Annotated in this window: 20 protein-coding genes; 14 read left to right on the forward strand and 6 right to left on the reverse strand. The window is 46.8% G+C overall.

What is annotated here, in order from left to right; translation table 11 throughout:
• Nucleotides 1-245: 245 nt before the first annotated feature.
• The 12 genes from AZI85_RS17655 (at nt 246) to AZI85_RS09735 (ending at nt 14,302) form a co-directional block, all read left to right on the forward strand.
• On the forward strand, nt 246-3,302 hold the full coding sequence (locus AZI85_RS17655) for a hypothetical protein (RefSeq protein ID WP_063243891.1): 3,057 nt from the start codon (nt 246-248) through the stop codon (nt 3,300-3,302).
• Between the two features lie 19 nt (nt 3,303-3,321).
• Nucleotides 3,322-5,679 carry a phage tail protein gene (locus AZI85_RS09685; protein WP_063243892.1) on the forward strand — a complete coding sequence of 786 codons (2,358 nt, stop codon included), beginning with the start codon at nt 3,322-3,324 and terminating at the stop codon, nt 5,677-5,679.
• Between the two features lie 96 nt (nt 5,680-5,775).
• Nucleotides 5,776-6,561 carry an N-acetylmuramoyl-L-alanine amidase family protein gene (locus tag AZI85_RS09690; RefSeq protein ID WP_063244329.1) on the forward strand — a complete coding sequence of 262 codons (786 nt, stop codon included), beginning with the start codon at nt 5,776-5,778 and terminating at the stop codon, nt 6,559-6,561.
• A 24-nt stretch (nt 6,562-6,585) separates the two neighbouring features.
• Nucleotides 6,586-7,317, forward strand: a complete 732-nt coding sequence (rph, locus tag AZI85_RS09695; protein WP_063243893.1) for a ribonuclease PH — start codon at nt 6,586-6,588, stop codon at nt 7,315-7,317.
• A 1-nt stretch (nt 7,318) separates the two neighbouring features.
• A complete protein-coding gene (rdgB, locus tag AZI85_RS09700; RefSeq protein ID WP_063243894.1) occupies nt 7,319-7,912 on the forward strand; it encodes an RdgB/HAM1 family non-canonical purine NTP pyrophosphatase in 594 nt (197 codons plus the stop codon).
• 183 nt (nt 7,913-8,095) lie between these two features.
• Entirely contained in the window at nt 8,096-8,698 is a 603-nt protein-coding gene (locus AZI85_RS09705) for a hypothetical protein (protein ID WP_063243895.1), read from the forward strand.
• 2 nt (nt 8,699-8,700) lie between these two features.
• Entirely contained in the window at nt 8,701-9,228 is a 528-nt protein-coding gene (locus tag AZI85_RS09710; protein WP_063243896.1) for a hypothetical protein, read from the forward strand.
• A gap of 132 nt (nt 9,229-9,360) precedes the next feature.
• On the forward strand, nt 9,361-10,305 hold the full coding sequence (locus tag AZI85_RS09715) for a ribose-phosphate diphosphokinase (protein ID WP_172795332.1): 945 nt from the start codon (nt 9,361-9,363) through the stop codon (nt 10,303-10,305).
• A gap of 67 nt (nt 10,306-10,372) precedes the next feature.
• Complete coding sequence (locus tag AZI85_RS09720) at nt 10,373-11,020, forward strand: 50S ribosomal protein L25 (RefSeq protein ID WP_063243897.1); 648 nt, start codon at nt 10,373-10,375, stop codon at nt 11,018-11,020.
• A 72-nt stretch (nt 11,021-11,092) separates the two neighbouring features.
• Nucleotides 11,093-11,656: an aminoacyl-tRNA hydrolase gene (gene pth / locus AZI85_RS09725; RefSeq protein ID WP_063243898.1), complete on the forward strand. Its 564-nt coding sequence runs from the start codon at nt 11,093-11,095 to the stop codon at nt 11,654-11,656.
• Between the two features lie 43 nt (nt 11,657-11,699).
• A complete protein-coding gene (gene ychF, locus AZI85_RS09730; protein ID WP_063243899.1) occupies nt 11,700-12,800 on the forward strand; it encodes a redox-regulated ATPase YchF in 1,101 nt (366 codons plus the stop codon).
• 41 nt (nt 12,801-12,841) lie between these two features.
• Entirely contained in the window at nt 12,842-14,302 is a 1,461-nt protein-coding gene (locus tag AZI85_RS09735; protein WP_063243900.1) for an amidase, read from the forward strand.
• A 72-nt stretch (nt 14,303-14,374) separates the two neighbouring features.
• Here AZI85_RS09735 and AZI85_RS09740 read toward each other — a convergent pair whose 3' ends face one another.
• From AZI85_RS09740 to AZI85_RS09750, 3 genes are all read right to left on the reverse strand, one after another.
• Nucleotides 14,375-15,199, reverse strand: coding sequence for an ABC transporter permease (locus tag AZI85_RS09740; RefSeq protein WP_063243901.1), 825 nt, complete (start codon nt 15,197-15,199; stop codon nt 14,375-14,377).
• Nucleotides 15,196-16,041, reverse strand: a complete 846-nt coding sequence (locus tag AZI85_RS09745; protein WP_253720935.1) for an ABC transporter permease — start codon at nt 16,039-16,041, stop codon at nt 15,196-15,198. Before AZI85_RS09745 ends, AZI85_RS09740 begins: the two co-directional genes overlap by 4 nt.
• Nucleotides 16,042-16,124: 83 nt before the next feature.
• Nucleotides 16,125-18,494 (reverse strand): transglycosylase SLT domain-containing protein, encoded by a 2,370-nt coding sequence (locus AZI85_RS09750; RefSeq protein ID WP_063243902.1) that lies wholly within the window; start codon nt 18,492-18,494, stop codon nt 16,125-16,127.
• Nucleotides 18,495-18,540: 46 nt separating this feature from the next.
• Between AZI85_RS09750 and radA the strand changes: the two genes are divergently transcribed.
• Nucleotides 18,541-19,932 carry a DNA repair protein RadA gene (radA, locus tag AZI85_RS09755; RefSeq protein ID WP_063243903.1) on the forward strand — a complete coding sequence of 464 codons (1,392 nt, stop codon included), beginning with the start codon at nt 18,541-18,543 and terminating at the stop codon, nt 19,930-19,932.
• Between the two features lie 15 nt (nt 19,933-19,947).
• Complete coding sequence (locus tag AZI85_RS09760; RefSeq protein ID WP_063243904.1) at nt 19,948-20,340, forward strand: Crp/Fnr family transcriptional regulator; 393 nt, start codon at nt 19,948-19,950, stop codon at nt 20,338-20,340.
• Nucleotides 20,341-20,393: 53 nt separating this feature from the next.
• Here the strand turns inward: AZI85_RS09760 and AZI85_RS09765 are convergent, their stop codons facing one another.
• From AZI85_RS09765 to glpK, 3 genes are all read right to left on the reverse strand, one after another.
• The gene (locus tag AZI85_RS09765; protein WP_063243905.1) at nt 20,394-21,164 is read right to left on the reverse strand and encodes a beta-sandwich domain-containing protein; all 771 of its coding nucleotides are present in this window, start codon (nt 21,162-21,164) and stop codon (nt 20,394-20,396) included.
• Between the two features lie 83 nt (nt 21,165-21,247).
• A complete protein-coding gene (locus tag AZI85_RS09770; protein WP_063243906.1) occupies nt 21,248-21,967 on the reverse strand; it encodes a flagellar brake protein in 720 nt (239 codons plus the stop codon).
• On the reverse strand, nt 21,967-23,451 hold the full coding sequence (glpK, locus tag AZI85_RS09775) for a glycerol kinase GlpK (protein WP_063243907.1): 1,485 nt from the start codon (nt 23,449-23,451) through the stop codon (nt 21,967-21,969). Before glpK ends, AZI85_RS09770 begins: the two co-directional genes overlap by 1 nt.
• Nucleotides 23,452-23,465 lie beyond the last annotated feature (14 nt).

Raw genomic sequence — 23,465 nt, forward strand, 5'->3', positions numbered from 1 at the left:
CAAAACCAATCAAATGCGCTTTTGTGTATCTTGCGCTGACTAGTCTTTAGACGATAACTGACAATTGCGGGCCTCTCTTTGAGACCATTTCTCGCGTAACCTTAAACAAAAAAATTTTCTTAAAAACCTAGATAAATGTCTCGGCGTTAGACAAGCGTTTCAGCTTGAGACATAAATTTCTGTAATCTCTCCAGGTTTTTAGCGGAATTGCTCATATTAATTGCTCCGCTCTCCGATAGATAAATATGGTCACACTTCGGAACGTATTTATTATTGTGCTGTCCATATCAATTTGGTTTTTACCCGGGGAAAGCTTCGCTTCGCCTCAGAGTTTAAGCTATCAAGGACGTATTCTAAAATCTGACGGGACACCGTTAGAGTTTAACAATGTCAGTTTTCTTTTTGAAATCACTTCGGCCGACGGAAGTTGCGTCTTGTATCGTGAACAAAAAGATGGCGTGAATATGCAAAACTCTAACGGTGTGTTTGATGTTCCTATCGGAACGGGCACGCGTCTTTACCCAACAGCCCCCGTCTTTGAACTTTCTGAAGTATTTGTAAACGGCAAGTCCCATAATTGTTATGGCAGTGGCAACTGGAGTGCGAGCAACATCTCGGAACGTTTATTGAAAGTTCAGTTCCATGACGGACTGGGATGGAAAGTGATCTCGCCGGCGAACACCATTCGCTCGGTTCCATTTTCTTATACATCTTATAGCGCACAAAAGATCTCTGATAAAAGCGTCAACGACTTGCTATTAAAATCGGCGGCCCCCGCAGCCACCTGTCTTTCGGGTGAAGTGCTTAGTTGGAATGGAACTCAGTTTGTCTGTGTGACTGACGCCGGGGGCTCCGGCGTCATTTCCGATGTAACGGCTGGCACAGGAATCTCTGTTTCTGGAACAACAACGAAAAACATCAGCCTTACAAATACCAGTATCGCGGCTGGTAGCTACGGTTCGCCAACTCAGGTGCCGACTTTCACCGTCGATGCCCAAGGCCGATTAACAACAGCAAGTTCTGTGACGATCACAGGTGTTTCACCTGGAGGCAGTGCCGGCGGAGATTTATCAGGATCTTATCCAAACCCTACTGTAGCAAAATTAGCTGGAAAGAATTTGGCAGTAACATCACCTAGTGGCGGGCAGTTTTTGAAGTACGATGGCAGCGAGTGGGAAAACGCGTCTCTTTCATCTGCAGACTTAACAGATGCAGGTTCGCTTTTAAAGTCATCTCAAATGCCTGCCACCTGTGCCGTGAATCAAACGCTTACTTTCGTTTCACCGACAGGAGCGTGGACATGCTCTAATATCGGATTGAATTGGTCCCAAATCACTGCGGGAAAACCAACTACACTTATCGGTTATGGCATCACCGACAAAGTCATTAATAATGCAGGCACCGACGCAGGAACGGATATCACGTCCCTGCAATCAGGTTTAAATTCTTCCAAGCCAGCGGCAAGTGCTGCTGGAAGAATCTATATCTCCACAGACACCAAAGAAATTTATCGCGACAATGGGAGCACTTGGATTCGTGTCGCTACGGAGTCCGGAACCAGCACCGCGACATTAACCGGAGTCACCGCGGGCACAGGACTTTCTGGTGGAGGAACCTCTGGAACAGTCACTCTCAATCTTTCTAACACATCGGTGACGGCGGGTTCTTATGGATCCAGCACTCAAGTTCCTACATTCACTGTCGACGCTCAAGGCCGCTTAAGTTCTGCTTCACAAGTCACAATTTCTGGCGTGGCCCCCGGAGGAACTGCGGGGGGAGATCTTTCAGGAAGTTTTCCCAATCCCACGGTTGCAAAAATCCAGTCTACCAATGTATCTGCAACCGCGCCGTCTATAGTAGGACAAACACTTCGCTATCAATCGAGTCAATGGACGCCGGCGTTTTTAAATATTGCGGATATTCGCTCGACGATAACTCCCTTTGGTGGAGTTTTTGCTGCGACCGCGTGTGGTGCCGACCAATCTATGTATTACGAATCTTCGTCAGACACTTTTAAATGTCAAAATATCACTCTGGCCGCTTCGCAAATCACGAGTGGTCAAATTGCCTCGGCGCGATTACCTGCAAGTGCGAACTATTGGCAAGATGGAGGCTCAGGCAAAATCGTCTATAGCGGTGGTGCCGTTTCCGCAGCCGGTCTTATTGAATCTACCAGTGGTGGTTTTAAATTCCCTGATGGCAGCACCCTCACCTCTGCCAATGGAATCAGCGCTGCGGGAAGCGCATTTATCGGATCCGCAAGAACTGTCGCGACAGCGAACTGTAGTTGGGGCCTTGATAGCACGACATTCGCGACGCTCAATACGGCCAATGCAAACTGTGCTTTACCCACATTGGAAGGGTCTGCTCTTATACCAAGTGAAGGTAAAATCCCAGCCGTGCGTTTTGCGAATTTGAAAGCAGGTCGATATTTAGTTTATGCCTATGGTGCCTTCTATTCAAACACCGGCAGTTGCTTCTTTCGCATTACTGATGGCACTCAAACATCTGAAGCGACAAACACCCATTCCGCAACTACGGATCGAACAAGTCTGATCGTTGGCGAGTTCAACTACACTGCAGACCAACCCACAATCACTTATAAAATTGAAATACGCAGATGGACGGGCTCGGGTCCTTGTAACATCAGCAATGCGGTCGATTATGGCGCTGGACAGACTTTTAAAATGAGTCTGTACCGAGTCGAAAAACCCGCAGAAGCTTCTGATAATTTAGGTGATCATGTCGCCACAAACAATCTTGTCTTAGGCAATCACTACTTGTCCGGCGATGGCTCTAACTCAGGAATTGGAATCACAGCTTCAGGCAATGTGGGCGTGGGTACCAACGCGCCTGTCACAACTTTAGATGCTCGCGGCGAAGTTCGTATTGGCAATACAGGAGCAAGTTGCAGCGGCGCGATTGAAGGCGCCACTCGATATAATAGCACCTCAAAGAAATTAGAATTCTGTGACGGCAGCACTTGGCGCCCCGTCACTTCAACCACCCGCAGAACTGTGTGCACCTATGATAACTCCGCCTACAGCACACAAGTGAATGGACAGAACTTAATAAACTGGGGAGCCGGTCATTGTGACAACGGTTACCCTAGCAGTGGTTGTGTTGGTTATCTTTCTAAAGCCGTGGCCTGCGGAAGTGATAGCGATTGGGCCGCATTAGGTCCAAATGAAACACCTTACGGCGGAGGCGTGGCGGTCGGAGCCAATGGCGGTATTTCATGGTCGATGGCGACTCCATGTACCGGAGTCTGGGTGCGCGCGGTGTACGAATGTTCTAACTAGGAAAGGCAGAACGCTGGTTATGAAGACCTTCTTGTACGTTTCAAAAATAACGATGCTTGTCTTCATCATCACTTATTCACTAGTGGCGAATGCATCGCCACAAAGCTTAAGTTATCAAGGCCGTATTCTAAAAACGGACGGCACACCCTTGCAGTTCAACAATGTCAGTTTTCTTTTTGAGATCACATCTGCGGATGGAAACTGTGTTTTGTATCGAGAACAAAAAGATGCCGTGAACATGCAAAACTCGAATGGCGTCTTTGACGTACCTATCGGATTAGGCACTCGCTTGTTTCCGACAGGTCCCGTGTTTTCTCTTTCGGATGTCTTTGTTAACGGCATCACTTATTCTTGTGCCGGCAGCGGTTCTTGGATTGCCAGCAATGCGGCGGAAAGACTTTTAAAGGTGCAGTTCCACGATGGCTTGGGTTGGAATGTCATTTCCCCCGCAAACATCATTCGTTCCGTGCCATTTGCGCACACAGCCTACAGCGCGCAAAAGATTGCAGATAAATCTCTGAATGATCTCGTACTAAAATCCACCATCCCTGGATCCTCTTGTACCGCAGGACAAGTCATTACTTGGGACGGAGGTGTTTTCAAATGTGTCACTGATGCCGGTGGAGCCGGCGTTATTACCGATGTCCTTGCAGGAACAGGAATCAATGTCACCGGCACAACATCCAAGACCGTAGGACTGAATAACACAGCCGTCACACCAGGAGCCTATGGGTCTTCTACACAAGTTGCTACTTTCACTGTTGATGCTCAAGGCCGATTGACCTCGGCCTCGAACGTCACCATTACAGGCATCACTCCCGGTGGCGCCGCCAGCGGAGATTTAACCGGCAATTATCCGAATCCTTCTGTAGCGAAAATACAGGGCACAACGGTATCGGGATCCTCCCCCACTGGAACGGGTCAGGTTTTGCGTTATCAATCTAGTCAATGGACTCCCGCCTTCTTGAGTGTCGCCGACATTCGTTCAACTATAGCTCCCTTCGGTGGCGCTTTTGCTAATGCTACTTGCGGCGCAGATCAGTCGATGTACTACGAATCCTCAACGGACACCTTCAAGTGTCAGAACATTGGCCTTTCCGCATCGCAAATCACGAGTGGCCAGATCGACGTATCACGACTGCCTTCCAGTGCGACCCTTTGGCAAGAAAATGGTGCCGGCACAATTTACTACAACGGAAATAAAGTTGGGGTTGGCACAAATACTCCGCGAGTCGCTTTGGATATCGGGAGTAAAACAGATGCCTTGGCGGTTCCCGTAGGCACGACAGCACAGCAGCCCGCGACTCCTGCCATGGGCTTTATTCGATTCAATACGACACTGGCCGCGTTGGAAGTCTTCGATGGGACAACGTGGGTGGTGCTTGATAACGGCAATAACTATGTCAGTCCTGCCGGTCTTATCACTGCATTTTCACGTAACACTTGTCCTGCGGGATGGCTTGAGGCCAATGGCGCCGCTATTTCGCGAACGACTTATGCATCTCTTTTTTCTGCTATTGGAACAACATTTGGAACAGGTGATGGAAGTTCCACTTTCAATCTGCCTGATCTGCGCGGCGAATTTATCCGGGGCTTCGATAACGGGCGTGGTGTCGACTCGGGCCGCGTATTTGGTTCAAAACAAAAAGGTTCGCTTCTTGTCGGTGACGATGGTAACGGCGTGAATTCCGTTTCCATGTCGGGCACTTTCGCGGCCACCACTCAATCAGATCCTATTGTTGCTACGGACTATCCTGGCGTAGCCGCTTCAACCACTGCGGCAGATAGCGTAAATTATTACACAACATCGGCTGTTCCTAATTATTACGGCGTGTCACGACCTCGCAACGTGGCCTTAATTTATTGTGTGAGTACGGCCAGTAGCTCGCAAAGAACGGTGGCGAGCGCGGGATCAGGAACGGCGAATACAGTTCCTGTTTGGACAAGCACTACAGCCCTGGGTGACAGTCCCCTCACGGTCTCTGGTGGAAATGTCGGCATCGGCACCAGCACACCTTCAGCAAATTTAGAAGTGAATGGAACGATTAAGTTTGGCGGACAGAAGATTGCACGAGTCACAACTTGTAAGCGCACCGGAAGTGTCTCGACATTCAATGCAAATTGCTTTTACTGGAAGTGGGCCGCGGGTGACTGTGATAACGGTTTACCTGTAGGCAATTGCACGGGCTTTATGGTGAAAGCCGCTCATGGAGGCGAAGATCAAGATTGGGAAGTATGGGTGCCCGGCGAGACTATGACTCCCGCGACCTGCAGTCCAAATACAACAGCGGCCCCTAATGGCGGTATGTCGTGGTGGTGCACAGGGTGCGCAAACTCAGGACTGCGCGTATCGGCCACGTATATGTGCGATCAATAATTCCGCGACGAATAATTGGCCGCGATTCTGACAAAGCGCCAGCCCTTGGTCGGTTACGGACTCGACAGGGTTCGCATGCTTTTCTATTCTAGAAAAATGATTCTACTTAAAACCAAAAAGCTTTTGGCGCTGGGACTTCTTTCTTGGAGTCTTCCCGCCTCTGCCTTGCACATCATGATCGATCCCGGTCATGGAGGTGTTGATACGGGCGCCGTGCATGGAGCCGCAAAAGAAGCGGATTTGGTTTTAAAAGTCGCTCAACGTTTAAAAACCATCTTAGAAAAAAACACGGACTTCAAAGTCAGCATCACACGCACAACAGATCGCAACTTGGGTCTTCCTTCGCGGGTGAAGATGGCCGAGGATGCCAAAGCTGATTTGTTCGTCAGCCTTCACGCCAATGCGGCTTCTGATCAGCGCGCCAAAGGTGTTGAATTCTTTTTTCAAAACAATCTTCCCCCTGATGAAGAAAGTTTATTTCTAGCCAGCCAAGAAAATCAGATGGTTCTTAATAGCAAGGAACTTCACGATATTTCTGGTGGTGACGAGCTTTCAAAAAAAGGGGACGTTGCCGCGATCGTCGAAGATCTGCGTCGTCAGAACCGCATGGAAAGCAGCTTGCACTTGTCAAAGACACTGACGCAAGTGTGGAACGCTGACAGCAGCGCCACGCACGCGACAATCAAACAAGCTCCGTTCTATGTCATTTCAAAAACATCGATGCCGTCAGTACTTATTGAAATCGGTTTTTTGACGAATCCTCGCGAAGCTAAAAGACTTTTGACGTCGGAATACCAGAGTGATCTTGCTCAAAAAATCTACAGCGCCCTGCTCTCTTACAAAGAAAAGATGGACAACCGCACAGCGAAGACATTAGATTAGCCCCATTCCCACCTGGAGGTTATCATGCGCGTCGACGGCCGTCTTTTTGATCAATTAAGACAAGTTAAAATCACTCCTCATGTCTCTGAATATGCCGAAGGCTCTTGCATTGTTGAGTTTGGCAAAACCAAAGTTCTTTGCACAGCGACTTACGAATCGAAAGCTCCACAGTGGTTGATGGGCACGGGTGCAGGCTGGGTGACGGCGGAATATGGGATGCTTCCTCGCTCGACTCACACGCGTATTAAACGTGAAAAATCAATGACAGGTGGACGCACGCAAGAGATCTCGCGCTTGATTGGTCGCTCTCTTCGCGCGGCTGTGGATTTAAAACTTCTTGGTGAAAAACAAATCATCGTCGACTGCGATGTTCTTAATGCTGACGGCGGAACTCGCACGGCTTCGGTCACAGGCGGCTTCGTTGCTTTGGCCTTGGCTTGTAAAAAACTTGTAGAGGTGAGCGAGATCAAAGCCTTCCCTTTGATCAACTATGTTTCTGCGATCAGTGTCGGTCTTCATAATAACAATGTTCTTTTGGATCTAAACTACGATGAGGACTCTGCGATCGGAACAGACATGAACTTCGTGATGACCGATAAAGGTCATTTCGTTGAAGTACAAGGCACTGCCGAACACACTCCGTTTTCTCGTGAACAGCTTTTCACGATGATGGATGTCGCAGAAAAAGGGTGTCGTGAACTTTTCATTCACCAGGCTTCTGTTGTAAATGAAATCTATCGTTTGGCGGGAAGATAAGATGGAACTTTGGATTGCCACTGGGAACAAAGGAAAGCTGACTGAATATAAGCAGCTTCTGCGCGAAATCGCCGAACTAAAAATTTTCTCTCAAAGCGATATTCCGTCTTTCACTCCTCGTCCCGAGGATGGAAAAACTTTTGAAGACAATGCTCGTATCAAAGCCAAAACTTTGCGCGCGGTGAAAAACAATGTGTGGGTTTTAGGTGAAGACTCGGGCCTAGTTGTTGAAGGTCTTAATGGTCTTCCGGGCATTCATTCCGCAAGATACGCGGGTCCTAAAGCTTCAGATAGCGAAAACGTCGCTAAGCTTTTGAAAATGATCACATTAAAACCAATGCCGAATAAGAATGCGAAGTTCGTGTGTTCGACAGTGGTTTACACGCCAGCTGGCGAAGAGTGGGTTTTCACGGGCGAGATGAAGGGCACGATTGCTCCAAAACCCGCCGGCCTTCATGGCTTTGGTTATGACCCCGTCTTCATTCCTGAAGGACAAACTCAGACTTTGGCGGAATTGGGAGCTGGTTATAAGAGCCAGCACTCTCACCGTTCTCAAGCTGTGAAAGCGTTCTTAGAGAAACTTTTAAACGGATAGTAACTCACATATTTGTGTTTACACGATAGACTTTCGTAATCTATTGTACACAAAATGAAGTACTTGTTTTTCCTTATTAGCGTAACTATCTCTCCCCCCAGCTACGCTCAGACCTGCCCATCCAACGAACATTGGGTCTCGCCCCATACACGCAGCTCATATGTAACCGCAAATGGAAAAACCGTGCGACCCGCTTTCATTAAGGGCCATTGCCGGAAAAATCCTGAAGGTTATACCACATGGCTCCCCAAAATTCAGGACAATTTACCTTCAAACTGGCCACATAAAAATGAGAGTTCAAGAACGTGGAGTACCGAAGAAAAAGAAAAAGTTCTAGAAGCAATGGCCACGATTCCTCCTGAATTATGGAGTCCCAAAATAACAGGTATACACAGAGCAAAACGATCAAAAGATCATCCTAATCCGGCAACTTCTGCCGATGGGATTATTGTGGTTTATGATAGTGCATTTGAAAGAGAACGAAATCTCGCCCGAATTTTCACCCATGAACTGGCGCACCAGAAGTATTATGATATGACTCTTGAGCAAAGAGAAAGCTATTGGTATCCTATGAACTGGCTTCCGATTAATTCTCCGAAGAATATTTTCATATCCCGATCGGAAGGGTTTGTACAAGACGATGGTCGGGAGTCTCCAGAAGAGGACTTTGCAAACAACGTAGAATACTTTCTTTTTGATCCAAAAAAGTTAGAAAAAACTACACCCCATGCGACAAAATGGATAAAAAAGTACTTCGGTGATAAATTTAAAATAAGGGAGAAATAGTAATGAAAAATATCCTATGTTTACTCCTCACCGCTCTCCAACTTTCAGCCTGCGCTCTCCTAGAAAAGCAGCATCGGGAACTCCCGGCTTCGGTTCTGGGTTTGCTTTCTCCCGGCCAATCCACTACGGGTGAGGTTACCGCAAAATTAGGCTCACCGAATATGAAGGTGAGCCTTCCTGATAATGAAACAGCTTGGATTTACTTGAACAAAGAATCTAAAAGCACGCGTCTGTCCATAATTTTTGACACCCCAAAGAGTGTTATAAAATCTATACACTGGTTTGCTTCTTCGACAGATCCCGAAGTTCAATTAAATACAGCCAAAAAACAGTTTGCAAATGACACCTTCACGGCAGCATCCAGCTCTTGGATTAATCCACATGCCTCCCCTGACGAAGTTATATATAACAATGCAGACTCTACTGTTCATATTGCTCTAAGAAAGAGTAGAAATGAAGTCAGCGCTATAAGTAAAAGCGATGGCAGTGCAGTCGCAGACCGTAAACCTGCTTCCAAATTCGAGCTATAGCAGCCTCCTTTTTCTTACAGGCCTTTTAAAATTCGCCAGCAACATTCATTGGCAAGTGCGAAAAAGTGGACAAAGCCCTCTCCACTTGCTAGTTTCTTGCAAACGCACTTTTAACTCAGGAGACTACGAGTGATGAAGGGCCTAAAAATCTTTACCGCCAATGCCAATCCGACCCTGGCTAAAAAGGTGGCCGAAGCTGCTGGAGTAGAGCTCGGTTACTGTGAAGTCAGCACCTTTGCCGATGGGGAAATCCAAGTCGAAATTCACGAAAGCGTACGGGGACAACATGTGTTCGTTGTTCAAAGTACCTGCCCTCCCGTGAATCAAAACTACATGGAGCTTTTTGTGATGCTCGATGCTTTACGCCGAGCTTCCGCAGCCTCCATTACCGCCGTCATCCCGTATTACGGGTATGCCCGCCAAGATCGTAAGGTCGCTCCGCGCGCCCCGATTTCGGCAAAACTTATGGCCGACTTGATCACGACCGCCGGTGCCGACCGTGTGGTTTCCGTGGATTTGCATGCCGCTCAGATTCAAGGCTTCTTTAACGTTCCTGTGGACCACTTATTCGCAATTCCGACTTTGGCTCGCGCTTGGCGTGAAGCCTATGGCCAAGGCACCGAGTTTGTCGCGGTGAGTCCAGATGCCGGTGGGGTTGAAAGAACCCGCGCCTTTGCTAAACGCATCGAGTCCTCCATGGCGATCATCGATAAACGTCGTTCCGGCCCTAATGAGGCCAAAGCCCTGCACCTGATCGGGGATGTTACGGGTAAAACGGCTGTTATCGTTGACGATATGATTGATACGGCTGGAACTCTTACACAAGCAGTTGACAGCCTTCTGAAAAATGGGGCAAAACGTGTGTTCGCCGTTGCTACACATCCCGTTTTATCGGGTCCTGCGATCAATCGTTTGAAAGAAAGCCCTATTGAAAAAGTATGGGTCACTGACACGATCCCGCTATCTGAAGCGGCGAAAAACTGTGGAAAAATTGAAGTGGTTTCTGTGTCGCCGGTTTTGGCTGAAGCGATTAAGAGAATTCACGGAAACGATTCTGTCAGTTCTTTGTTTGACTAAATTTAAACTGCTCTCTGCCAAGGGAGCTTATTATTAACATCCTCTATTGGACTAGAAGGAAGATAAAATGAAAAACAGAATCGAACTCTCTGTTGGAACTCGCGAAACTGGTAAACACAACAGCCGCGCACTTCGCAACTCTCGTAACGTACCTGCAGTTATCTACGGAGCTGTAGAGCCTATCAACGTATCCGTTGGTGAAAAAGAAATCGTGAAATACAACACTCGTGCTTACGAGAATGCTCTTTTCACTTTGAAATCTGAAGACAAAAAAGCAAACGGCATCGTTGTGCTTGTTAAATCAGTAGACGTTCACCCACTTTCTCGTCGTCCTCAACACGTTGACTTCTTCGCTTTGGATCTTAAGAAAGCAGTTCGCGTTAACGTTGAAGTTCGTCTTGAAGGTAAACCAATCGGTCTTTCTGAAGGCGGTTTGTTGAACGTTGTTCTTCGTTCTGTTGAGGTTGAAGTATTGCCTACAGATATCCCAGAGTTCATCACTGCTGATATCTCTAACTTGGGCGTAGGTGACGCTCTTCACGTTTCTGACTTGCAAGTTTCTGGTTCTGTTAAAGTTATCACTGGTGCAGAACAAACTATCGCGGTTGTTAACGCTCAAGAAGAAGAAGTTGCTGCGACTCCAGCTGCAGCTCCTGCGGCTGCTCCTGCTGCTGCGGCACCAGCTGCTGCAAAAGCTCCTGCTGCGAAAAAATAATTCGCTTCGAGCCAAGTATGCATTTTCAAAGGCAGCTCTCATCGAGCTGCCTTTTTTATTTGAGGAAGAACTATGTGGTTGATTGTTGGTCTTGGTAATCCTGGCGGAGAATACAAACTCACTCGTCATAACATCGGCTTTATGGCCGTTGATTATTTCATGCAAGGCCTGGGCAATCCTCCGATAAAGAATCAATTCAAAGCCGAAGTGGCGCAAGTAAAGTGGAAGGAACATCAGCTTCTTTTCTGCAAGCCTCAAACTTACATGAATCTTTCTGGTGAGTCGGTTCAGCCTTTGATGGGCTTTTATAAAATCCCTCTTGATCACTTGATTGTGATTCACGATGAAATCGACATTCCTTTCAACGCCATTCGCATTCATAAAAATCGCGGGCATGGCGGCCATAATGGTATCAAAAGTGTTTCGGGACTCTTGGGCTCTGCCGACTATGTTCGCCTAAAAATGGGCGTAGGACGCCCCGAAAACCCGCACATCCCGGTCCCTGACCATGTGCTAGGGAAATTCTCAAAAGACGAATTCGACAAACTTCCTGATTTCCTCAATCGCGGTATAGACGCGATCGAGAGCATTATCCTTGATGGAGTTCAAAAAGCTTCGACAAAATTCAACGGTTAAGCTAGAGTCAGTTGATTTTTGACTCTCGAAAAATGAGGTTTTCATGGCTTTACAGGTTGGTATCGTTGGTTTGCCCAACGTGGGTAAAAGTACGCTTTTCAATGCGTTGACTTCAGCAAAAGCAGAAGCAGCGAACTACCCTTTCTGTACAATCGATCCAAACGTGGGAGTGGTGACAGTTCCAGATCCTCGCATGGATAAAATCACGGGCTTTATCAAACCTCAAAAAGTGATTCCAACAACGATGGAGTTCGTGGATATCGCGGGTATCGTTAAGGGAGCTTCGCAAGGTGAAGGTTTAGGTAATCAGTTCCTTTCACATATCCGTCAAACTGATGCGATTGTTCACGTGGTTCGTTGTTTTGACGATCCAAATATCGTGCACGTTGCAGGTTCTGTAGATCCACTTCGTGATATTGAAATCATCAATACAGAGCTTTTGCTTGCTGACTTGGACTCAGTTGAAAAACGTCTTCAACGTACTGAAAAACAAGCGAAGAACTCGACAGATAAAAAGCTTATCAAAGAAGTGGAAGTTGCTAAACGCGTGAAAGAGGCTTTGGGTAAAGGTCTTCCGGCTCGTTCGGTGACTGTCGATGAATTAGAAGCTCCGATTCTTCGTGAGATGCATTTGCTAACAGCAAAACCTGTTCTTTATGCGATGAACGTGTCTGACACAGACTTCGCAGCAGGCGGCAATGACTGGACAAAATCCGTGGTTGCGCGCGCATCTGAAGAAAACAATAAAACAATTTTGATCTGCTCTGCGATGGAAGCCGAAATCGCACTTCTTCCACCTGAAGAGCGCAAAGACTTCCTTGAAGCTATGAACGCCGAAGAGCCAGGCTTGAACCGTTTGATCCGTGAAGCTTACGCTTTATTGGGTCTGCAAACTTACTTCACTGCTGGCGAAAAAGAAGTGCGTGCTTGGACAATCCGCGCAGGAACGAAAGCTCCTCAAGCAGCGGGTGTGATCCATACGGATTTCGAAAAAGGTTTTATCCGTGCTGAAACTTATCACTGTGAAGACTTGTTCTCTTACAAATCAGAACAAGCTGTTAAAGAGGCAGGTAAATACCGCCTTGAAGGTAAAGAGTACGTCGTGAAAGACGGTGACATCTTATTCTTCCGCTTCAACGTTTAACATCTTTTAGGAGAGGGGCCCACAAGGCCCCTTTTTAGTTTATGAATGAACTGCTGAAACTTTCCGCCACAGAAATCGCCGCAAAAGTCGCTCGTCGTGAAGTGACTCCGTCTGAAGTTTTAGAAGCGCACATCGCGCGTATCGAAGCGGTGAATCCATCACTCAATGCCATGGTTGAAAAAGACTTTGAGCGGGCTCGCAAGCTTGCTAAAGAGCAAGACGAACGCGTTGCTCAAGACAACACCAACCTTCCCGTCTTTTTCGGCGTGCCTTTCACCGTCAAAGAGATGTTTGCCTATAAAGGCATGAAGCGCACCGGTGGCAGCATTCATAAAAAAGAACTGATTCTTGATTGGGATGCAACCGTCGTAGAAAGAATGAAAAACGCAGGCGCCATTCCTATGGGAACGACCAATGTTCCAGAGCTGGGATTTTGGTTTGAAACTTTCAATCCGGTGTATGGTCGTACGAACAATCCTTACGATGTCACTCGCACTTGCGGTGGCAGCAGTGGTGGCGAAGGAGCTTTATTAGGAGCTGGCGCATCCCCAATGGGACTTGGCAGTGATATCGGTGGCAGCATTCGTATGCCCGCTTTTTTCTGTGGAGTCTCTGGTCACAAACCTTCACGCAAACTTGTTCCGTTGACAGGACACTTTCCTTTTGAACGCGAAGAGCTTTTGGGCTTGAGTGAGGAAAAATATCCTTACACATCCATGGGACCAATGAGCCGCAAGGCTTCGGATCTTTATCCGATGTTAAAAGTGATGATGGGAGCTGATGGACTTGATCCTCATACGATGGAAAAGCCCGTCTTGGAGGAGAGAACTCAAGAGTGGGCTGGAAGAAAAATTTTAATCTGCCCTGAACCTATTTTCCATCGCACGCGCTCGACCGACTATGAACTTGCGCAAGTGGTTCGCAATTGCGGAAAATTATTTTCTGAATTAGGTGCGGATGTTCAGGAACTAGATCCAAGATTTTTCGTGCACGCAACAAGTCTTTGGTTTTCGGCCTTGAAGAGTTCAAAGAACCGTCATCTTTACGAAACACTGATGGGTCCCGAAAAAGATTTTTCTATCGGCAAAGAACTTCTGAAAGTTGCTTTGGGTCGTGGCGATTACACTTTCCCAAATCTGCTAGTGTCCTTGGGAGAAAAACTAAATATCGGAGGCGAAGACTTCGCTGAAGACATGCAAGCCTTAGCAAAAATGAAAGCTGACCTTGATGAGATGCTGGGCGAAGAAGGACTTCTGCTTCTGCCCCCACATCCAAGAGTCGCACCCAAACACCGAGCGCCTTTATGGTCGCCATTTGATTTTATCTACACGGCGATCTTTGTTACCACCGGCCATCCCGCAACAGTAACACCGACCGGCCTCAACTCCGAGGGCCTTCCTCTAGGAATCCAAATCGTTGCCGGCCACATGAAAGATCACCTTACTCTTTCCTGCGCTGAATTTATCGAAACCACCTTCGGCGGCTGGCAACCCCCGAAATAGAAAGGTGCCTGCTTCTTTTTTGCACTTCAGCGCGGCAATGCCGCAGCGAAGTGCAAAAAAGAAGCAGGCACCTTAAAGACGGAACTTGGATTTTAGGGCGTCTAGGATGATGTGGAAACTCCAGACTGTTAAAAATAAAATCAATGATGGATACAGAATAAGGTGTGGGAAGCTTGAAAGAGTTTTCCAGCCTTCGCGCACCAGGATGCCCCAGCTTGTGTAGGGCGGATGAATTCCTAGGCCGATGAAGCTCATGAAACTTTCGTATAAGATGTTTGTGGGAATTTGCAGAGCCACTAGGATGAGTAATGTTCCTAGCATGTTCGGGAGTACGTGGCGCAGAAGAATGTGCGTTCTTGTTCCACCCAAAGCCATCGCGGCTTCCACAAAAGGTTTTCTTTTTATTTCTAGAACCATGCCGCGTGTGACTCGCGCTAAGCTCATCCAGTGAGTGGCGGAAATGCCCAGACATAATGTTGCTAATGATTTTAAAAAGATGTCGTCAAAAGGCAGAATCACCTGCAAGCTCATGCACAAAATTGAAACTAGGATGAAGCTTGGGATCGCCATTAGAATATCTAAAAAGCGCATCAATACGCGATCTGTAATACCTTCAAACCATCCGGCGATGGCGCCGTAAATAAATCCAAAAATAAAAGATAATAACGAACACAAAAGTCCCACTAACAAAGATATTCTTCCGCCTAAAAGAACGCGAGAAAGAAGTTCGCGACCTAGGGTGTCTGTGCCAAAAAGATGACTCTTCCCTGCCGGCAATAGAATATTATCGACGTTTTGTTCTAGGCCTGTGCCGAATCCCAACCATGGATAAAAAATCGTCAGCACCGTCAACACGACTAAAAAACTCACGGCGAAAATCAGAAGAAGCTTTTTCATGCTTCCTCCCTTAATCGCGGATCGGCCATTTTAATCAGAACATCGATGAATGAATTTACTAAAACTAACAAAGCACCATAGAACAATGTTAGACCTACGATAAGCGTGTAGTCGCGGTCGTTTAATGCAGATATAAATTCTGTTCCCAATCCAGGAACGGCAAAAAGAACTTCTACTAAGAAAGAACCTGAAAGAAGAGAGACGATCAAAGGCCCGACATAGCTTAAAAAAGGAATCAAAGAGTTCTTAAGAACGTGGTGAAAAAGAATATTCCAAACCTTTACACCTTTAGCGCGCGCGGTGCGCACATAGTCTTGTTGTAAGTTTTCATTTAAAGAATTTTTCAAAAGACGAATTAGTACCGCTAACGGACGAAGACACAATGTCAAAAGCGGCAACACATAATGAGAAGGCCCCGTCAAAAAGGCCACAGGGAAAACATTCCAGTAAAATCCAAAGAAATAAATTAAAAGAGGTCCCCAGAAAAGGCTGGGTAAAGAAAGAAACGCGATCACCGTTTGATCGATCAGATGTTCAACCCAGGTGTCTTTGAAACGAACCGCGACCAAAGAAATCACAAAGGCGCCGATTAAAATAAAAAGCAAAGCCAAGGCGTTTAAAGTCAAAGTATTGGCAACACCTTGAGAGATAATCTCGGTCACCGTGCGCTCAGGTCGAGTCATAGACACGCCCAAATCACCTTGAACTAAAGAAGTAAGATAAGACGTCGCCTGCCCGACCCAAGATTGATCGACTTTCCAGTGCTCTTGAAGTTTTTCTTTTACGAGAGGATTGAGGGCCGTCTCTTCATCAAAAGGGCCGCCAGGAAGTGCTTTCAGCAAAAAAAACGTTAGCGCCGCTAGGACTGCTAGCGACGCTATAATTTCGAATATTTTTTTACAAACGAACCGAAAAACGTTTCCGCTCAAATGTCATCCCAGTTTTCTTTTCCTGCAAGATCGGCCATGTGTTTTGCTGGCACTGAACCCGCCATGTAAGGGAAAAGATCTTTTTTGTTGCCGTACAAGTTAGAGTAAATATAAGCGTTTGAAACCACTCGCTTCACGTAGTTGCGAGTTTCCAAAAACGGAATGTGTTCGATGAACTCATCTGTTTCTAAGTTACCAAAGCTTGCTAGCCAGTTCTTCACACGGTGAGGTCCTGCATTGTAACCGGCCGCCACCAACGGAATCGCATTTTCAAAACGATCCATCAAGCGCTTCAAGTAACGAGAACCGACTTTCACCGAAGTTTCTGGTTGCAATAACAAAGGCGCCTTGAATTCTTTTTCACCTAAAAGAACTGCTACTTTATGTCCTGTGAAAGGCATCACTTGCATTAAGCCCAAAGCTCCCACCGGAGAAATCGCATCGCGACGGTAGTTTGTTTCCGCACGCATGATACCCCAAACAAGTTCTTCAGGAACGGTGAACTTCTTTGTGTATTTTTCTACATATTCACTGTAAGCACGTGGGTAAGCAAATTCCCAAAGATAGCGAATGCCATCAAGACCGTGAGCAGCTCTTTGACCGCTAAAGTTGATTTGCGCGATGTAAGAAGAGCGATTGAAGTGTCCTGCCGTATTGTACTCCCCCATCAAAGTGCGAAGGTACTCACGGTTGGACGTCTTTCTTTCGATATCATAAAGATCCCAACGAGCCCATTCGTACTCGCCTAGAATCATCATATCGCGAGCGCGTTCAAAGCGCTTCATCAACACAGGGTTTGAGAAAGTCGTCACTTTTTCGCCACTGACGTCAGGTATGGTTTCATCCGTCACAACTTCCACAGATTTCAAATCGGGATTGTCGACGGCGTCAGCTTCTTCATCTTCACTCTTTTCATCATCTGCAGAATATTGAGTCAAGACCAGCGTCTCTTCAGACTCTATTTCATCACTGCGATACTCTTGAATATTTGAAGGCATCAAGAACTCACCGGCCGAGAATCGAGAAATCACGCGAGGTTGAGTTGGAAGCGGCGACGCCGCCAACTTTGGAGTTTTAATTTCGGCCATCTTTTTAAGACGCGCTTGCGCCGTAATGGAATAATAACCCATCAACGGATCATTCGAAAGATCTTCCATCATGGCTTTGGCTTGATCGACTTTACCTTGACGGAAAAGACTCATCGCCATCCAGTATTCCAAACGATCTTGCGGCAAGGACTTCCACGCTCTTTTGTTTCGGCGTTTTAATTCGTTTAAACGAGAAAACGCTTTATAAGAACCTTGATAGTCTCCTTTGAGATATTGCAACCAAGCCAAGTGCCATTGGGCATCTTTATTAAGACCTGACTTCGGATACACTTTCATAAACTCTTGGAAGCGACGAGCGGCTCCATCGTAGTCTTGAAATTGATAGCTTAGGAAAGCTGATTGATAAAGAGCCTGACGACCTGTCTTCGAACGAGGGCTTAACTTATAAGCCGAGTAATAAGAACCCACGGCCAATTGAACTTCCCCTGCTCGGGCCGCAGCCGAAGCAAAAAGAATCAAGTAGTCGAAGTTTCTTTTATTCGTTTCATAGTAAGGCTTTAAAATATCAACGGCCTTATTCACTTCTCCTTCTTGCAAGAAGAACTGAGCTTGAAGTTTGTCGGCAAGATATTTATCCGTCTTTGCCAACTTCTCTTTCATGATATTGATTTCGCCTTGTGCTTTTTGATCAAGACCTGCCCACAACAAATAACGAACGCGCGTGCGGAAATCTTCCGTCGTCACGTTACAATCTGTCGGCTTTCCTTCGAATTCATTCTTGGAAAGATCCACTCCCCAGTCTTGAACTTTTGGATAAGCTGGATAGCGTTCATAAAGTTTGACCAACCACTTGCACATTTGACCGTGACGATTCAGACCTTTTTCGGCCACGGCCAAATTATAGATCACGTCCGGGTAGTCTTCCGTGTTGCGGGTTCTTTTTTCAAGCTTCACGAAGTAATTGCTTGCGAGCTTAAAGTTCTTCTTTTCAAGTGCGACTTGTCCCAGAAGATTTGACGCTTCAATGGACATCTTCACATTCGGAGAGAGATTGAGAACTTTTTTAAGCTCCACTTCGGCTTGATCCAGCTTGCTGGATTTCATGAACGACTGCGCCAAATAAAAACGCGCGTATTCTTCCAGAGTGGTTTTTTCTTTTAAAATACCTTCGAAGCCAGTGATGGCTTCTTCGTATTTCGAGGAGCGGAACTGCTCCAGCGCCTTTTTAAAAGAGTCTAAATCGGATTTTGGCGTTTGCGCTCCGGCCATGGAGCCCACCAACAAAGAAACGGCTAAGCACGCATGTGCAATCTTCATATGTACAGTCCTTGTATCTCTCATCCAATAATGATACCGAATAACTATGGCAAAATCGAAGGCGAAAAGTATCTATACCTGTCAAAATTGTGGAGCCCAACGACCAAGGTGGGAAGGAAAATGCTCGGACTGCGGCGCGTGGAACTCCTACGTCGAAGAATTGCAGCTTCCAGAGGTGAAAACCAGAGGTTGGTCTACGGGAACCTCTGAAAAAGGCTCCCCTTCGGCGAAGCCGATTTCACTAGACCAAAGCCTTGAAGAAGTGAAATTGGATCGTTTTGATACAGGGTATGAAGAGCTCAACCGCGTTTTAGGCGGCGGACTGGCACGCGGAAGTTTCGTGCTGCTGGGCGGCTCTCCAGGTATTGGTAAGTCGACTTTGCTTTTGCAAATGGCTGGCGGCCTTGCGAAGAACAAGCACAAAATTCTTTATATCTCGGGTGAGGAAAGCGTTTCGCAAACCGGATCGCGTGCTCATCGTTTAGGCATTCGCTCCCCGCTGATCGAAATTGGCTGCGAAAGCAATCTTCATAGCATCATGGAACTAGCACGTCATAAAAAACCCGATGTGCTTGTCGTCGACTCTATCCAGACGATGTATCTTCCAGATTTGCAGGCAGCACCTGGCTCCGTTTCACAAGTGCGCGAGTGTGCGGGGCATCTGATGGGTCTTGCAAAACAAGACAACATCACTGTGATCCTCATCGGTCACGTCACAAAAGATGGAAATATCGCTGGTCCTAAAGTGCTTGAGCACATGGTGGACTGTGTTCTTTCTTTTGATGGAGACGCCTCTTACAACTTCCGCCTTTTACGTGCTTTAAAAAATCGTTTTGGTGCCGCTCAAGAATTAGGCGTATTTCAAATGAACCAAAAAGGATTGGAAGAGGTTTCTAACCCTTCCGAGCTTTTCTTAGAAGAACGTGGCAACCAACTTATTGGTTCGGCGGTTTTTGCTTCGATGGAAGGCACTCGTCCTTTGCTGTGTGAAGTGCAAGCGTTGACATTATCTAGCCCCATGGCCATGCCTCGCCGCACAGCTTTGGGTATTGATGTGAATCGTCTGCATTTGTTGACGGCAGTTCTGGATCGCCACTTGGATATTCGCTTAGGCCATAATGATATTTTCATCAACGTCGTTGGCGGACTGAAGCTGATCGAACCCGCGGCGGACCTTGCCGTCGCGGCCGCCATTCTTTCAACGGAAGGTCGTCGCGATCTAGATTCGAAAACATGTTTCTTTGGTGAGATAGGTTTAACTGGTGAAGTGCGCGGAGTTTCTTTCGTAGAAAACCGCATTAAAGAAGGCGACAAGTTGGGTTTCCAACACTTCGTCATTCCTTATTCGAACAAACGCCATCTTGCGGATTTAAAATTATCCAAAGATAAGAAAATTTCTTTTATACGAAACGTGCAAGATTTGAGTAAACTGATCTAAAGAGGTTTAGCAACTATGACAGACGCACTCAGCGCAATTCAAAAAGAAACTTACAAGCCCGGGGATTACATCTTCTTTGAAGGCGACATCGAAAATCACTTTTACATCGTTGAAACCGGCGTTGTGAACATTTTCACTAAAGATCAGATGGGAAAAAGAATTCCGATCGTCGATATCGTTGATGGGGAATCTTTCGGTGAATTTGCGCTGATTTCTAAAATGCCAAGAAGTGCTTCTGCTCAAGCTGTCACGGATGTGGTGTTGGTGAAAGTTTCTGAAGACGGATTCAAGCAGCTTTTAGAAGAGCTTCCGACATGGGCCGAGTGCATGCTGAAGTCTTTCGTGGATCGTTTGCAGAACATGACCGAAAAAGTGCGAGAGCTCGAACAATTTAAAAAACACGAATAAAAAAAAGCCCCAAGAAAACTTGGGGCTTTTTGCTTTTTATCTCATGCAATAGCTTACGGGTAACGAACTGCATAGATTTGTGGAGTTCCATTGCTAGAACTCACTGTCAGACGAACGTCACCGTAATTGCCGTAAGATTCCAAACGAAGATCAATGGCTACGATTCTTTCTCCGGCTGTGATGTATTCAGAAGTGTACGAGTTTCCAGGGTACAACATCTGAGACGCCAAGTTACGGATCACCAATTGACGACCGCTTTGAGTATGAAGAATCGCTTCATGCACCATGATAGAGGCTGATGAAGCGTAGGCGCGAACATGATCTACGTAAGAGGCGTAGCTGAAGTTCACGCGAACCCATTCTCCCCCACTGCGACGAGTGATATCGCTGAAGTACACGCTGTTGTCATAAGATGACGGTGGCGTTGGATAAGTTGGGTAATTTGGATAGTTCGGGTATGTTGGATAATTTGGGTGCGACGGATATGTCGGATGTCTTGGGTAATCCGGATATCTTGGCGGAGGATTTGGATCACGACGAGGAGGATTGTGACGATGGCGGTCACGTTCTTCTTTTTCGCGACGGTCGCGCTCTTCACGGTCGCGACGATCTCTTTCTTCGCGATCACGGCGGTCTCTTTCAATGCGGTCGTTATCACGACGATCATCGTGGCGATCATTTCTATCATGACGATCATTGCCAGGACGGTTGTCTCCAGGGCGTACAGGCCCGTGATTGTCACGGCCACCGCGGTCTTGAGAGAAGGCTGCAGGTGCTTGCAAAAGAACCGCAGAAACTAAAAGACTTGTTAAAAGTGGTTTCATAAAAACTCCTTGTTAAATCAGACAAGGAGGCCTTATTCCAAGATCCGTGCCGGACAAGATGACACCAGCCGGATCTGGTTGATCTATTTTTTAGGGTATTTAAGGAAAATTTCGCGTTGCAAATCCATCATCAAGCTTAAAAGACGGCTTTCAAGAAGGTTATCAACGTGTAGAAATTGCAGCCCGGCCATCTGCGTGGGCGGAGCGGCCCCAACCGGGTCTTTCTTTTGGGCAAAACGCACTTCCACTTCAAACTCGATCGCGCGACGCACTCCTAGGCGGAGATTGCCTTTTAAGATGTCCCCGATTTTAACTTCAGGTGCGTTCGCGGGAAGTTCGATCTTAATTCCACCCGCACTGATATCTTTCACACGGCAATCTAAAAAATAGGCCTTGCCCCCAGCGCTGGTCAGAACAAAAACACCGTCGTACTTATCTGGTAAATCAATGCGCGCATTCGCGCGACGCTGCAATTGAAATAAGTCGGTATCAATTTTTAATACAGCCCATCCCGATTCAAAATACAGTTCCGTTTGAAAGAAATAACGCTCGCTCTTAAACGCAAAATTCACCACACACTTTTGTGCTGTCGTGATGCCTTTTGAATCCGCTGTATGATGACATAAAAGAGCTTCATCTTTTTCTGTCTGCACTGCGATTAGATGAAAAATGTCTTCCTGAACAGCGCCCTTCACTGACACTTGCATCTTGTCGTGAGCCACCTCGCGAAAAAGCATTTTCTTTTCTGAATGCGCGACCTTTTTAAAGATCATTTGCGGAGCATTGGGATTATTCGAATTCATTAAACTTTCTCCAACGCCTTTTCCCAGCGCTGCATGCGCTCTTTACGTTTTGCAGAAGTCATTTTCACTTTGAACTCTTTATTAATCTTCCACACGCGGCGAATTTCTTTCAAATCCTTCCACATGCCGCAACCCAAGCCGGCGATGAAGGCGGCACCTAAAGCGGTCGTCTCCAGGTTTTGAGGGCGCACAACATTGACGCCACAATAGTCTGCTTGCATTTGCATCAAAAGATCATTCGCAGCCGCGCCTCCATCGACCCGAACACTGCGAATTTTTTTACCTAAATCTTTTTGCATAGTAACCAAGATATCGACGTTCTGAAGTGCCATCGCTTCTAAAGTCGCACGCGCCACATGGGCCTTCGTCGTTCCGCGAGTCAAACCACTGATCACGCCGCGAGCCTCAGGCTTCCAGTGAGGAGCCCCCAAGCCTGTAAGGGCTGGAACAAACTCAACACCTTCAGTATCCTCCACAGTTTTTGCTAAAGCTTCGATGTCAGAAGATTGTTGGAATAATCCCAATCCGTCACGCAGCCATTGAACAGCGGCTCCGCAAACGAAAGCACCGCCTTCAAGAGCGTATACCAGATCTCCATCTTTCAGCTTCCACGCGATCGTCGTCAGAAGTTTGTTCTTCGACTTCACGGCTTTTTTTCCTGTGTTCAACAAAAGGAAACTTCCGGTGCCGAAGGTGCATTTCGAATCTCCGATATCAAAACACGTTTGCCCAAAAAGGGCTGACTGCTGATCCCCTAAAATTCCCGTGATAGGAATACCGTCCGGCATGAAACCCAGACCTTGTGTAAGACCGAAGTCGGCATTGGAGGGACAGATTTCCGGCAAAATGGACTCTGGAACATTGAACAGTTTTAAAAGTTCGTCATCCCACCACCCGGTGTGGATATTCATTAGCATAGTGCGTGAAGCATTGCTGACATCTGTTTTGTGAGACTGACCATTGGTGAGTTTCCACAAAAGAAAAGTGTCCACCGTCCCCGCAAGAACACTTCCTTCACGTGCCTTCTTCATTGCGTTCGGGACATTTTTAAACAGCCACTGAATTTTTGTCGCCGAAAAATACGGGTCTAATACCAGCCCCGTCTTGGCAGTGATCATTTTTTCTTTTTTGGCTTTTTTTAAGCGTTCGCAAATTTCCTGTGTACGACGGCACTGCCAGACAATGGCGTTGTGAAGGGGCTTTTTCGTTTTTTCATCCCAAAGCATCACAGTTTCGCGCTGATTTGTAATACCGATAGCTTGAATTTGCGAACCTTTAATACCCGCCTTTTCCAAAGCTAAGCGCATGGATCTTTGCGTAGAGTACCAAATGTCCTCAGGATCATGTTCCACCCACCCTGGCTTTGGAAAAATTTGTTTGAAAGTTTCGCGGGCCTCTGCGACAAGACCTCCGGCTTGATTGATAATGCAAGTCCGAGAGCTCGTTGTACCTTGGTCAATCGCCATGATAAAAGTAGAAGACATATTCACCCCAGATT

Source organism: Bdellovibrio bacteriovorus (genome assembly GCF_001592755.1).
GTDB lineage: Bacteria > Bdellovibrionota > Bdellovibrionia > Bdellovibrionales > Bdellovibrionaceae > Bdellovibrio > Bdellovibrio bacteriovorus_E.

Excerpts from the sequence above, each read along its gene's own strand:
- AZI85_RS17655 (WP_063243891.1), top strand. The coding sequence starts at position 246 with ATGGTCACACTTCGGAACGTATTTATTATTGTGCTGTCCATATCAATT.
- AZI85_RS09685 (WP_063243892.1), top strand. The coding sequence starts at position 3,322 with ATGAAGACCTTCTTGTACGTTTCAAAAATAACGATGCTTGTCTTCATC.
- AZI85_RS09690 (WP_063244329.1), top strand. The coding sequence starts at position 5,776 with ATGATTCTACTTAAAACCAAAAAGCTTTTGGCGCTGGGACTTCTTTCT.
- rph (WP_063243893.1), top strand. The coding sequence starts at position 6,586 with ATGCGCGTCGACGGCCGTCTTTTTGATCAATTAAGACAAGTTAAAATC.
- rdgB (WP_063243894.1), top strand. The coding sequence starts at position 7,319 with ATGGAACTTTGGATTGCCACTGGGAACAAAGGAAAGCTGACTGAATAT.
- AZI85_RS09710 (WP_063243896.1), top strand. The coding sequence starts at position 8,701 with ATGAAAAATATCCTATGTTTACTCCTCACCGCTCTCCAACTTTCAGCC.
- AZI85_RS09715 (WP_172795332.1), top strand. The coding sequence starts at position 9,361 with ATGAAGGGCCTAAAAATCTTTACCGCCAATGCCAATCCGACCCTGGCT.
- AZI85_RS09720 (WP_063243897.1), top strand. The coding sequence starts at position 10,373 with ATGAAAAACAGAATCGAACTCTCTGTTGGAACTCGCGAAACTGGTAAA.
- pth (WP_063243898.1), top strand. The coding sequence starts at position 11,093 with ATGTGGTTGATTGTTGGTCTTGGTAATCCTGGCGGAGAATACAAACTC.
- ychF (WP_063243899.1), top strand. The coding sequence starts at position 11,700 with ATGGCTTTACAGGTTGGTATCGTTGGTTTGCCCAACGTGGGTAAAAGT.
- AZI85_RS09735 (WP_063243900.1), top strand. The coding sequence starts at position 12,842 with ATGAATGAACTGCTGAAACTTTCCGCCACAGAAATCGCCGCAAAAGTC.
- AZI85_RS09740 (WP_063243901.1), bottom strand. The coding sequence starts at position 15,199 with ATGAAAAAGCTTCTTCTGATTTTCGCCGTGAGTTTTTTAGTCGTGTTG.
- AZI85_RS09750 (WP_063243902.1), bottom strand. The coding sequence starts at position 18,494 with ATGAAGATTGCACATGCGTGCTTAGCCGTTTCTTTGTTGGTGGGCTCC.
- radA (WP_063243903.1), top strand. The coding sequence starts at position 18,541 with ATGGCAAAATCGAAGGCGAAAAGTATCTATACCTGTCAAAATTGTGGA.
- AZI85_RS09760 (WP_063243904.1), top strand. The coding sequence starts at position 19,948 with ATGACAGACGCACTCAGCGCAATTCAAAAAGAAACTTACAAGCCCGGG.
- AZI85_RS09765 (WP_063243905.1), bottom strand. The coding sequence starts at position 21,164 with ATGAAACCACTTTTAACAAGTCTTTTAGTTTCTGCGGTTCTTTTGCAA.
- AZI85_RS09770 (WP_063243906.1), bottom strand. The coding sequence starts at position 21,967 with ATGAATTCGAATAATCCCAATGCTCCGCAAATGATCTTTAAAAAGGTC.
- glpK (WP_063243907.1), bottom strand. The coding sequence starts at position 23,451 with ATGTCTTCTACTTTTATCATGGCGATTGACCAAGGTACAACGAGCTCT.